This window comes from Roseateles violae (assembly GCF_030410485.1).
GTDB lineage: Bacteria > Pseudomonadota > Gammaproteobacteria > Burkholderiales > Burkholderiaceae_C > Roseateles_D > Roseateles_D violae.
On the sequence record NZ_JAUHHC010000003.1, the window covers coordinates 154,839 to 166,794 of the forward strand.

Below are 11,956 nucleotides of genomic sequence, written 5' to 3' on the forward strand. Positions count from 1 at the left end.
GTCAGGCGCCGAAATTGCACGACCAGGTCTCGGCCCGTCCGGCCTGGACCCTGATGTAGCGGATCTGCGGCAGTCCCAGCGGCCCGGCCTGCGGCAGGCCGGCCTGCAGCGCCAGCGTCTCGGTGATCGGCTCGGGCACGGCGCTGAAGCGGCGCAGCTGCACGCCGGGCCGGCGCTCGTCCAGATCGGCCGCCTCGAGGTTATGGACCGGTCGGCCCAGCGCGTCGACGGCGATGGGCGCCCATTCGAGCGCGATCCTGCGTGCGCCGAGCTGCAGCGTGAACAGGCGCTGCGGCGCATTGATCTGCAGATCGCAGGGCTCGCCCTGCCCGCTCTTGCCGCGGTAGCTGCCGACCAGGCAGACCAGGCTAGGAGCTTCGTCGTCGTCGGCCTCGCGCAGTTGCCGGCTCAGCTCGCCGAGGCAGCGGTGCAGCTGCGGCAGTTGCGCGGCTTCGACCGGCCGGGCGGCGGCCCGCTCGGCCGCGGCACGCTCGTCCTCGCCGCCATCGCCGCAGCCGGCGGCCAGCGCGAGCGGAAGCAGGAGCATGCAACGAGGGCAAGGGACCGAGGACATCCGACCTCCCGGGCGTCGTCGGGCCAGCATACGCCGCGCCCCTGGATCGCACGAGGGGCGCTGCCGGCCAAACTAGGGAGGCGGGGCCAGGTGTTCAGCGCTGACGATCCAGCCCTCCAGCGGGTCGGCGTGCGGCGGCAGGCCATGGGCCGGCTGCTGCTCGGCCCAGGCCGCCTGCATCAGGCACAGCACGGCATCGAGCCGGTCGCCGCTGGCATCGGCGGCCAGGCCGTCGCGCTGCGCATGGCTGAGCTTCAGCCGCAGGCCCAGGCGGCGGCTGCGGCCCTGCTCCAGCGCCTCGATCAGATCCTTGCGGGCGATCAGGCGCTCGTCGCTCTGCTTGGCCTTGTCGTCGCTCTTGTAGCTGCGTCGGCCGATCAGCTCGCGCGCCAGCAGGCCCGGATAGGCCTCCAGCGCGACGCGGCCCGGATCGCCGGCACAAGTCGGCGCAGGGCCGCCCCGAGCTGACTTGCTCCCCTCGGGGGGCGGACGACGTATTTCGTCGGCCCGGGGGCGCCAGTTGTGGCCCGGCAGATCGGCGCCGGCCGCCAGCAGCAGCGGCACGCCGGCATGCAGCATGAAGGCGACCGGCGGGTTGACCCACTTCATGCTCGGCGAGGAGCCGGCCGGCGCGTCGCAGGCGCGGTGGGCGAACTTGGCGCCGGCCGGCCGCGCCGCGCAGAAGGCGGCAAAGGTCGCGCGTATGGTTGCGCGATCGAGGCTGGTGTAATGCGCGATCAGCGCCGGCCAGTCCTGCGGCCAGCCCAGCGCCAGCACCAGCTCGCGCGGCAGGCCGAAGGGAAAGTCGAAGCCACCGATCCAGCGCCCCGGCCGGGCCAGGAAGTCGCCGAAGCCGGCCAGCGTGTCGAAGGCCAGCAAGTCCTCGAGCAGCAGTACCTGGCCCCGGCGCTGGCCGCGCGCGACGGTGATCGGCTTGCGTCGCGTCGGCGCGCTGGTGAAGTCCACGCCCAGCAGAGGCGTCGTCGGGCTCGGGGTAGAGTGAGGCATGGCGGCCAATGTAGCGTCCGCCGAAATTGGATAGAGACGATGATGACGAATCCCGTTCTGGTCGAGGTGCTGCGCGGCGGCCATGTGGAATCGCGCCATAGCGGCGCGCTGGCCATCGTCGATGCCGATGGCGGCCTGGTCTGCGCGCTGGGCGATATCGCGCGGCCGATCTTTCCGCGCTCGGCCGTCAAGGCGCTGCAGGCCTTGCCCCTGGTCGAGAGCGGCGCGGCCGAACGCTGGCGCTTGAGCGATGCCGAGCTGGCCCTGGCCTGCGCCTCGCACAGCGGCGAGCCCGAACATGTGGCGACCGCGGCGGGCGTGCTGAGCCGCTTGGGCCTCGATGTGAATGCGCTGGAATGCGGCACGCATTGGCCGACGCGCGAGCCGGTCTTGCGCGGCATGATTGCGCGCGGCGAGCAGGCCACGCCGCTGCACAACAACTGCTCGGGCAAGCACAGCGGCTTCGTCTGCGTCGCCTGCCAGATGGCCTTGGCCAGTGGCCGCGAGCCGGCCGAATTCGCCCGCGGCTATATCGGCGCCGATCATCCGGTGATGCGCGAGGTGACGGCGGCGATGTCCGGCATGACCGGCGTCGATCTGGAGCAGGCGCCGCGCGCGACCGACGGCTGCTCGATCCCGACCTATGGCATCCCCTTGCGCGGCCTAGCGCTGGGCTTCGCGCGGCTGGGCAGCGGGCAAGGCCTGGCCCCGGTGCGCGCCGCCGCGGCGCGGCGGCTGCGGCAGGCCGCCGCCGAACAACCGTTCATGGTGGCCGGCAGCCAGCGCTTCGACACGCTGGTGATGCAGGCCCTGGGTGAGCGCCTGTTCTGCAAGATCGGCGCCGAGGGCGTCTACTGCGCCGCCCTGCCCGAGCTGGGCCTGGGCCTGGCGCTGAAGATCGACGATGGCGGCGTGCGCGCGGCCGAGGCGGCCATGGCCGCCGCCGCCGAGGCGCTGTTGCAACTGGACGAGGCGCAGGCCCGGCTGCTGGCCGGCTACAGCGATCTGCTGATGAAGAACTGGAACGGCATCGAGGTCGGCGGCGTGCGCGCCAGCGCCGAGCTGCGCGCGGCCCTGAGCGCGTCGCGCTGAAGTCCCATCGGCTACTCGACGCAGCGGGCCATCTCGCTCAGCTTCGTGGCGTCGTAGCCGGCCGCTTCGGCCACCACCCGCAGTTGCTCGACGCTGAGCGGCTGCTGCGCCACCGAGCCCTTCATCTCGACACGGGCACGGCCCAGAATCAGCTGGGTCACCCCGGCGGCTATGCCCTGATAGGCCCGGATATCGGCCGGACCGCGCCGCGCGCCGGCGTCGCTGCAGCGGTCGCCGGCCAGATCGGGCCGCGAGATAAAGGGCGCGCGCAGGCCGGTCTCGATCGCCGTGCAGCGTTGCGCGAGCGGGATCGGACCGGGCTTCTGGCCGGACAAGGCGCCATGGCGCAGCAGCTCATGCAGGGCCACCGAGCCCTCTCCATAGGCCGGCCCGGTATCACCGACCACGGCAAAGGTCGAACGCTCGCCATGGCGGACCCAGACGACCCGGCCCAGCGTGCCCGGCTGCGACACCGGCACGACCACCGAGGGCAGCAGGCCGGCGTCCAGCGGCCGCGGCTTGCCCTCGACCAGCTGGGTCAGCGCCGTCATCGAGGCATAGAAATCGGTCTGGCCGCCGGCGGCCGTCGGCAGCTGGCCGCCGATGCGCGGCCGGCCCCGGCCATTGCCGATCACCCGGCCGCGGGTGCAGGCCTGGGTCGTGCCGCCGGCCTGCGGTGGGTCGACCTCGAGCGCGAAGGCGCAGAACTCCGCTGTGCCGGGCCCAAAGCCGCCGGCTTCTGCCTCGCGGAACTTGGCTTTGCATTCATCCCGGTTCGTCTGGCAGGAACGACGCTGGCCGCCGACCCAGAGGTCGACGCCATTGACGATGTAGGTGAAGCCATGATCGCCGGGCAGGTAGGAGGCCGGCATGCCGTCCGGATTGACATGCAGATGTCCGCGCACGGCGATGCTCCGGTCGGCAAAGCTGACCAGCGTCATCTCGCCCTGCTGGCTGCGGGCGGGGCAGTCGGCCGCTCGCGTCGCGGCGGGCAGGCCCGCCAGCAGAAGCAGGGCCGACAAGGACGCGAGCAGCGGTTTGTTCAGCGGCATCATCATCTTGGCTCCGACAGTGGCGGCCGCCCATGGTGGCAGCGCTGCCGACGCGCGCCATCCCCAGCTCTTTGGGGGCTCAAGCGCCGTGCCAGACCTCGCCCATCACCGCCGCGAACTCGGCGGCGATTTCTTCCTGTCGCGGGTGCTGCCCTTGGCTCAGCACCTGCCGGCCGGCAACGAAGACCTCGCGCAAGGCCTGGCCCTGGGCCGCGAACACCAGGCCGTCGAGCAGCTGCCCGGCAGGCAGCCCCAAGAGGCCGCTGGCCTGCAGCTCCAGTACCAGGAAGTCGGCGCGCGCGCCGACCTGCAGTCCCCATTGCGAGAAGCCGGCCGGCGCGGCGCTGCCGGCGCGGGCGGCCTCGAACAGGCGCGCCGCCGTCGACGGCTGATCGCGCGCCGGGTCGGCCGCCACATTGCGCCGCTGCAGCGCGAGCCGCTGGCCGTATTCCAGCCAGCGCAGTTCCTCGCCCCAGGCGCGGGTCACATGGCTGTCCGAGCCGATGCTGATCGGCACGCCCGCGGTCAGCCAGCCGGGCAGATCGATCAGGCCGTCGCCCAGATTACCCTCGGTGCCGGGACAGATGACGACGCCGGCGCCGCTGGCCGCGACCGCTGCAATCTCCTCGCGCGTGCTGTGCGTCGCATGGACCAGCTGCCAGCGCGCATCGGGCGCGAAGCGCTGGCAGAGCCATTGCATCGGCCGCTGGCCGGTCGCGGCCAGGCAGTCGCGCACCTCCTGCTGCTGCTCGGCGATGTGGATGTGAATCGGCAGATCCTCGTCGCCGATCAGCGCCCGCAGCGCGTCGATGTCCTCGGCATTCGCCGCGCGCAGCGAATGCAGCGCCACACCGGCGTTCAACAGCGGCCGGCCGACGGCATTGAGTCGCCGGCTGGCCCGCCAGACCCAGGCCGCGTCGGTGGCGAAGCGGCGCTGATCCTCGCGCAGACCCGGCTGGCCGAAGCCGCTGCGCGCATAGAGCACCGGCAGCATCGTCAGGCCCAGACCGGCCATCTCGGCCGCCTCGGCCAGGGCCCAGCTCATGGCCAGCTCGTCCTCGTAGCGGGTACCGTCGCGCGCGTGCTGCAGATAGTGGAACTCGCAGACCTGGGTGTAGCCGCCCTTCAGCAGCTCCACATAGAGCTGGGCGGCGATCGCGCGCAGCTGGCGCGGGTCGAGGCGCAGCGCCAGGCCGTACATGCGGTCGCGCCAGGACCAGAAATCGTCATCGCCATCGCGCCGCTCGGCCAGGCCGGCGAAGGCACGCTGGAAGGCATGGCTGTGCGCGTCGACCAGGCTGGGGATCACCGGGCCGGCGAGAAGCTGCGCGCCCTCGCGCGGTGCACCGACCTCGATGCTGGACCAGCAGCCGTCGCTGCCGACGCTCAGCCGCACCTCGCGCTGCCAGCGGCCCTCGACCCAGGCCTGCTCGGTCCAGTAGCGTGCCGTCATCAGGCGGGCCTCCAGGCCAGCAGGGTCTCGAACATCCGCGCCAGCAGCGGTTGCACGCCGACCGCCAGTGCCTCGTCGTAGTCGTAGGGCGCGGCTTCGCCCATATAGCAGCGCCAGCACATCTCCAGCTGCACCGCGTGCTGCTGCAGATCGGGCCGGCCGTAGTGGCGGGTGATGTAGCCGCCCTTGAAGCGGCCGTTGACCACATGGCTGTAGCGATCCTGCGCGGCCAGCAGCGCGCCCAGCACGGCGGTGATCGCCGGGTCGCAGGAGCGGCCGTCGACCGTGCCCAGGTTCAGCGCTGGCAGCCGGCCCTCGAACAGCCAGGGCAGCTCGGACTTGATGCTGTGTGCATCGAACAGCAGCACATAGCCATGCTCGCGCTTGAGCCGATCGAGCTCGGCCTGCAGCGCCTCGTGATAGGGCCGCCAGTAGGTCTCGCGGCGGCGCAGCTTCTCGGCCGCGTCGGGCTCCCGGCCGGGCAGGTACAGCGGCTCGCCGGTGAAGAAGCGGGTCGGGCAGAGCTCGGTGTTGGAGGCGCCGGGGTACATGGGCGTGTCCTCGGGCGGCCGGTTCAGGTCGATCAGGAAGCGCGACCAGTGCGGCACCAACATGCTGGCGCCCAGCTGCTCGGCCAGGCCGCCGTAGAGCCGTTCCAGATGCCAGTCGGTGTCCTCGGTCTGCAGCGCGCGCGGCTCATAGCGGGCACGCTGGTCCTCGGGAATCGCGGTGCCGACATGCGGCATGCTGATCAGGAGCGGCACACGGCCCTGCTTCAGCTTGTAGACGTGATCGTTGTTCATGAGGGTCAGGACAGCTTTCCGCCGCGCACCCGGCTCACCAGCGGGTTGCGGCCGAAGAAATAGGCCAGTTCATTGGGATGGGCGACATCCCAGACGCAGAAATCGGCGCGCAGCCCGGCCGCCAGCCGGCCGCGGTCTGCCTGGAGCCCCAGCGCCCGCGCCGCATGGACGGTGACGCCGCGCAGCGCTTCTTCGGGCGTCAGCCGGAACAAGGTGCAGGCCATGTTCAGCATCAGCAGCAGGGACAGGGTCGGCGAGGTGCCGGGGTTGTGGTCGGTGGCAATCGCCATCGGCACGCCGGCCTCGCGCAGCTGCTGGATGGGCGGCAGTTTCGTTTCGCGCAGGAAGTAGTAGGCACCCGGCAGCAGCACGGCCACCGTGCCGCTGCGCTGCATCGCGGCGATGCCCGACGGGCTCAGCCATTCCAGATGGTCGCAGGACAGCGCGCCGAACTCGCAGGCCAGCTTGGTGCCGGCCTGATCGCTCAATTGCTCGGCATGCAGCTTGACCGGCAGGCCCAGGCGCCGCGCCGCCTCGAACACGCGCCGCGTCTGCGCCGGCGTGAAGCCGATGCCCTCGCAGAAGGCATCGACCGCGTCGACCAGGCCCTGCTCATGCAGGCTGGCCATCCACTCGCAGACGGCATCCACGTACGCGTCCTGCCGGCCCTGGAACTCCGGCGGCAGCGCATGCGCGCCCAGATAGCTGGTGCGCAGCTCGGCGCCCTGCAGCCGCCGCGCCACCCGCAAGCTCTTCGCCTCGGCCTCGAAGCTGAGCCCGTAGCCGGACTTCACCTCGATGGTCGTCACGCCCTCGGCCAGCAGGTCGTCGAGCCGCGCTTGAGCCAGCGCCAGCAGCTCGTCCTCGCCGGCCGCGCGGGTGGCGGCCACCGTCGAGCGGATGCCGCCGCCGGCGCGGGCGATCTCCTCGTAGCTGGCGCCGGCCAGGCGCAGCTCGAACTCGCGCGCGCGCTGGCCGCCATAGACCAGATGGGTGTGGCAGTCGATCAGGCCCGGCGTGACGACAGCGCCGGCCAGGTCGTGCTCGGCCGCAAACTCCATGGCCGGCAGATCGGCCTCGTCGCCGACCCACAACAACCGCTCGTCCTCGCTGACCAGGGCGCCGCGTTCCACCCAGCCCCAGGGCTCGGTGCCGTCCAGCGTCGCCAGCCGCGCGTTGCGCCACAAGACCTTGCCCGCCGCCATCACGCTTCGCTCCAGACCATCCACCAGGCGGCGCCGGCGCCCGTGAAGGCCAGCGGCTGGGCCACCGGATCCTCGCACCAGGCCAGGCTTTGCGGCGCCAGCTTCATCGCGCGGCCGCCGTGACTCAGCACCCCACCCTCGGCCGTGAACAGGGCCACCAGCCGGCCCGTTGGCGGCGGCCCCTGCTCGACGGCCTGCACCTGCATGCGGCCCTTGGCGCGCTGGTGCATCAGATTGAAGTCGCGCGTCGGCCCGTCGACCAGCTCACAATCGGGCCCCAGGGCGCCGTCGAAGCTGATCAGCTCACTTTCCGGATGCAGCTCGAAGTCATAGAGCCTCACGCCGCGACCCGACAGCACGGCAAACCAGCGCTGCACGCCCGGGAAGGACGAGAACGGGCCGTCGGCCTCGATGTCGGCGACGCTGACGCGCAGGATCCAGTCGGCCGGATGCGGCCAGGCCAAGAGCTCGCGCGTCCAGCCGCCATCGTTCTTCCAGCGCTGCGGCGCCACCTGGGCGGCGCAAATGATGCTCCAGCTCATGCTTGAAAACTCCCTTCCAGCAGATAGAGCGAACCGGGATGCGTCAGCCGCACCGTCGTCACCGTCCGGCCGCGGCTGAAGGTGCGGCGCTTGACGACCAGGCAGGGTTCGCGTTTGGAAATGCCGAGCAATTTCGCCTCCTGCTCCGAGGGCAGCAGCGATTCGATGGTGTAGCGCGCCTCGGACAAGGGCGCAACCTCCAAGAGGTAATGCGTCGGCGTCGTCTGCGTGAAGTCCAGGCCCAGGTAGTCGGGCGCGCAGGCCGGGTTGACCAGCCGGTCCTCGCACTGGATCGCCTTGCCGTTCTCCAGATGGACGATCACGCTGTGGAACAGCGGCGCGCCCGGCTTCAGCTGGAAGTCCGCCGCCTGCTCGGGCGTGGCCTTGACCGTTTCCAGCAACTGCAGCCTGGCCTCGTGCCGGTGGCCCCGCGCGGCGATCTCCTCGTGCAGATCGCGCACGGTCAGGGTCGACGAGATCCGGTGCAATTGCGCGACGAAGCTGCCAACACCCTGCAGGCGCTCGACCAGGCCCTCCTGGCTCAGCTCGCGCAGCGCGCGGTTGACCGTCATCCGGCTGACCTCGAACTGCGCGACCAATTCGGCCTCCGAAGGCAGCAGATCGCCGGCCACCCAGCGGCCGGCCGCGATGCCCTCGCGCAGATGGTTCTTGACCTTCAGGTATTGCGGCGCCGGCGCCGCCAGGGCTGCTGTTCTCGTCATGCCGCGCATCGTACTTGACTGTACTTGTATAGACAACTACAGTCCGCAGCATTCCACGCCCATCCCGCAGGAGTTCGCGATGCCCGATATGTCCACCCCGATTTCCGCCCAGCCGCGCGTCGTGCGCGCCCCGACCGGCACACAGCTGCACTGCAAGAGCTGGCTGACCGAGGCCGCCTACCGGATGATCCAGAACAATCTGGACCCGGTCGTGGCCGAGAACCCGGACCAGCTGGTCGTCTACGGCGGCATCGGCAAGGCCGCGCGCAACTGGGACTGCTTCGAGCAGATCCTTGCCTCGCTAAAGGACTTGAACGAGGACGAGACGCTGTTGATCCAGTCGGGCAAGCCGGTCGGCGTGTTCCGCACCCATACCGATGCGCCGCGCGTGCTCTTGGCCAACTCGAACCTGGTGCCGGCCTGGGGCAACTGGGAACACTTCAACGAGCTCGACCGCAAGGGCCTGATGATGTACGGCCAGATGACGGCCGGCTCGTGGATCTATATCGGCACGCAGGGCATCGTCCAGGGCACTTACGAGACCTTTGCCGAGGCGGGACGCCAGCACTACGGCGGCAGCTTGGCCGGGCGCTGGATCCTGACCGCCGGCCTCGGCGGCATGGGTGGCGCGCAGCCGCTGGCCGCGAGCTTTGCCGGCGCCGTCTCGCTGAACATCGAGTGCCAGCAGTCGCGCATCGACTTCCGCCTGAAAACCCGCTATGTCGACGAACAGGCCGCCGATCTCGACGACGCGCTGGCCCGCATCGCGAAGTACACGGCCGAGAAGAAGGCTATCTCGATCGCCCTGCTCGGCAATGCGGCCGATATCCTGCCGGAGCTGGTGCGGCGCGGTGTGAAGCCCGATCTGGTCACCGACCAGACCTCGGCCCATGACCTGATCAACGGCTATCTGCCGGCCGGCTGGACGGTCGAGCAGTGGAAGGCCGCCGCGGCCGATTCGAGCCAGCATGCCGAGCTGAAGGCGGCCGCCGCGCGCGGCTGCGCGGTCCATGTGCAGGCGATGCTGGACTTCCAGAAGATGGGCATCCCGGTCGTCGACTATGGCAACAACATCCGCCAGGTCGCCTTGGACCAGGGCGTGAAGAACGCCTTCGACTTCCCCGGCTTCGTGCCGGCCTATGTGCGACCGCAGTTCTGCGAGGGCCGCGGCCCCTTCCGCTGGGTAGCCCTCTCGGGCGACCCGGAGGACATCTACAAGACCGACGCCAAGATCAAGCAGCTGTTCCCCGAGGAGGCGCGCGTGCACCGCTGGCTGGACATGGCGCGCGAACGCATCGCCTTCCAGGGCCTGCCGGCGCGCATCTGCTGGCTGGGGCTGGGCCAGCGCCATCTGGCCGGCCTGGCCTTCAACGAGATGGTCCGCACCGGCGAGCTGAAGGCACCGATCGTCATCGGCCGCGACCATCTGGACAGCGGCTCGGTCGCCAGCCCGAATCGCGAGACCGAAAGCATGAAGGACGGCTCGGACGCCGTGTCCGACTGGCCGCTGCTGAATGCCTTGCTGAACACCGCCGGCGGCGCGACCTGGGTCTCGCTGCACCATGGCGGCGGCGTCGGCATGGGCTATTCGCAGCACAGCGGCGTCGTCATCGTCTGCGACGGCACGGACGCCGCGGCAAAGCGCATAGCCCGCGTGCTCTGGAACGACCCCGGCACCGGCGTGATGCGCCATGCCGATGCCGGCTATGAAATTGCCGTGGACTGCGCCCAAAAGCAAGGCCTGAACCTGCCGATGATCACCCGCTGAGATGAAACTGCCCCTCGTCCAAGGAGTACCTTGGCCGGCCCCCCCGCGGGGACGGCGATGCTTGCCGGATCGACCGGCAAGCACATCGCCAGGGCGGGCCGGCTTAGGAGCGGCCCGGCGCTCAGCCCGAATACCGACCGTTTCATGCGTCGCGGGTGACGCGCAGCATCATGGAAAACTGAAATGACGATGAAGATTGAAATCACCCCCGGCCAGCTGACGCTGGAACAGCTGCGCCAGATCCGCAATGGCGGCGTCAAACTGAGCCTGCATGCCGACGCCACCGAGACGATCCGCCGCAGTGCCGCCGTCGTGCAGGCCGCCGCCGCCGGCGATGCGCCGGTCTATGGCGTCAACACCGGCTTCGGCAAGCTGGCCAGCACGCGCATCAGCAAGGAAGACCTGGCGACACTGCAGCGCAATCTGATCCGCTCGCACTGCGTCGGCGTCGGCGCGCCGCTGCAGCCCGGTGTCGTGCGCATGATGCTGGCGACCAAGGCGGCCTCGCTGGCGCGCGGCTTCTCCGGCGTGCGCGAAGAGGTCGTGCAAGCCATCCTCGACGCCTTCAACGCCGGCCTGGTGCCCTATGTGCCGGCCCAGGGCTCGGTCGGCGCCTCCGGCGATCTGGCGCCGCTGTCGCACATGACCCTGGCCCTGATGGGCGAAGGCGAGATGCTGGTCGACGGCCAGCGCATGCCGGCCGGTCCCGAGCTGGAGAAGGCCGGCGTCAAGCCACTGGTCTTGCAGGCCAAGGAGGGCCTGGCCCTGATCAACGGCACGCAGACTTCGACGGCGCTGGCGCTGGAAGGCCTGCTGCGCTTCGAGCTGGTCTATGCCTCGGCGCTGGTCAGCGGCGCGCTGAGCCTAGACGCCGCGCGCGGCAGCGACGGCCCCTTCGACGCGCGCATCCACGCGGTGCGCGGCCAGCCGGGCCAGATCGAGGCGGCGGCCGCCTACCGGCAATTGCTGGCCGGCAGCGAGATCCGCGCCTCGCATCGCGAGGGCGACGAGCGCGTGCAGGACCCGTACTGCCTGCGCTGCCAGCCGCAGGTGATGGGCGCCTGCCTGGACCAGGCCCGCTATGTGCGCGACGTGCTCTTGCGCGAGGCCAATGCCGTCACCGACAACCCGCTGGTCTTCGCCAACGAGGATGGTTCCTCGTACATGGTCAGCGGCGGCAACTTCCACGCCGAGCCGGTGGCCCTGGCCGCCGACGCGCTGGCCTGCGCGATCGCCGAGGTCGGCGCGATCGCCGAGCGCCGCATCGCGATGCTGATCGACGCCAGCGTCTCGCGCCTGCCGCCCTTCCTGACGGCCAATGCCGGTCTGAACTCGGGCTTCATGATTGCCCATGTGACGGCCGCCGCCCTGGCCAGCGAGAACAAGTCCCTGGCCCATCCGGCCAGCGTCGACTCGCTGCCGACCTCGGCCAACCAGGAGGACCATGTGTCGATGGCGACCTTCGGCGCGCGCCGCCTGGGAAGCATGCTGGACAACACGGCCCACATCATCGGCATCGAGCTCTTGGCCGCCGGCCAGGGCATCGAATTCCTGCGCCCGCTGGCCAGTTCGGCGGCGCTGGAACATGCGCACGCGCTCTTGCGCAAGACCTGCCCCGCGATGCCGGTCGACCATTACCTGGCGCCCGATATCGAGCGGGCGACGGAACTGGTGCAGGGCGGCGCGCTGGCCCGCCTGTGCGGCGAGGAAACTGGTATGGTCGTGCTGCCCTGATTG

General features: G+C 70.5%; 11 protein-coding genes. 3 read left to right on the forward strand and 8 right to left on the reverse strand.

The features are described from left to right. Position 1: 1 nt before the first annotated feature. Entirely contained in the window at positions 2 to 547 is a 546-nt protein-coding gene (locus QWJ38_RS11045; protein WP_290359138.1) for a hypothetical protein, read from the reverse strand. A gap of 99 nt (positions 548 to 646) precedes the next feature. Further along, the gene (locus QWJ38_RS11050; protein WP_290359139.1) at positions 647 to 1,582 is read right to left on the reverse strand and encodes a DUF429 domain-containing protein; all 936 of its coding nucleotides are present in this window, start codon (positions 1,580 to 1,582) and stop codon (positions 647 to 649) included. Between the two features lie 42 nt (positions 1,583 to 1,624). On the opposite strand from QWJ38_RS11050, the gene QWJ38_RS11055 reads away from it, so the two are divergent. Then, a complete protein-coding gene (locus QWJ38_RS11055; protein WP_290359140.1) occupies positions 1,625 to 2,674 on the forward strand; it encodes an asparaginase in 1,050 nt (349 codons plus the stop codon). 11 nt (positions 2,675 to 2,685) lie between these two features. Here the strand turns inward: QWJ38_RS11055 and QWJ38_RS11060 are convergent, their stop codons facing one another. From QWJ38_RS11060 to hutC, 6 genes are all read right to left on the reverse strand, one after another. Further along, positions 2,686 to 3,732, reverse strand: coding sequence for a hypothetical protein (locus QWJ38_RS11060; RefSeq protein WP_290359141.1), 1,047 nt, complete (start codon positions 3,730 to 3,732; stop codon positions 2,686 to 2,688). A gap of 73 nt (positions 3,733 to 3,805) precedes the next feature. Further along, entirely contained in the window at positions 3,806 to 5,179 is a 1,374-nt protein-coding gene (locus tag QWJ38_RS11065; protein ID WP_290359142.1) for a formimidoylglutamate deiminase, read from the reverse strand. Then, positions 5,179 to 5,982, reverse strand: a complete 804-nt coding sequence (hutG, locus tag QWJ38_RS11070; RefSeq protein ID WP_290359143.1) for an N-formylglutamate deformylase — start codon at positions 5,980 to 5,982, stop codon at positions 5,179 to 5,181. The genes QWJ38_RS11065 and hutG overlap by 1 nt, the downstream gene beginning before the upstream one ends. 5 nt (positions 5,983 to 5,987) lie before the next feature. Then, positions 5,988 to 7,187 carry an imidazolonepropionase gene (gene hutI / locus QWJ38_RS11075; protein WP_290359144.1) on the reverse strand — a complete coding sequence of 400 codons (1,200 nt, stop codon included), beginning with the start codon at positions 7,185 to 7,187 and terminating at the stop codon, positions 5,988 to 5,990. Continuing rightward, on the reverse strand, positions 7,187 to 7,729 hold the full coding sequence (locus QWJ38_RS11080; RefSeq protein WP_290359145.1) for a HutD/Ves family protein: 543 nt from the start codon (positions 7,727 to 7,729) through the stop codon (positions 7,187 to 7,189). The genes hutI and QWJ38_RS11080 overlap by 1 nt, the downstream gene beginning before the upstream one ends. Further along, entirely contained in the window at positions 7,726 to 8,451 is a 726-nt protein-coding gene (gene hutC, locus QWJ38_RS11085) for a histidine utilization transcriptional repressor HutC (protein ID WP_290359146.1), read from the reverse strand. Before hutC ends, QWJ38_RS11080 begins: the two co-directional genes overlap by 4 nt. 79 nt (positions 8,452 to 8,530) lie before the next feature. On the opposite strand from hutC, the gene hutU reads away from it, so the two are divergent. Further along, a complete protein-coding gene (gene hutU / locus QWJ38_RS11090; RefSeq protein WP_290359147.1) occupies positions 8,531 to 10,219 on the forward strand; it encodes a urocanate hydratase in 1,689 nt (562 codons plus the stop codon). Between the two features lie 183 nt (positions 10,220 to 10,402). Continuing rightward, positions 10,403 to 11,953 carry a histidine ammonia-lyase gene (gene hutH / locus QWJ38_RS11095; RefSeq protein ID WP_290359148.1) on the forward strand — a complete coding sequence of 517 codons (1,551 nt, stop codon included), beginning with the start codon at positions 10,403 to 10,405 and terminating at the stop codon, positions 11,951 to 11,953. Positions 11,954 to 11,956 lie beyond the last annotated feature (3 nt).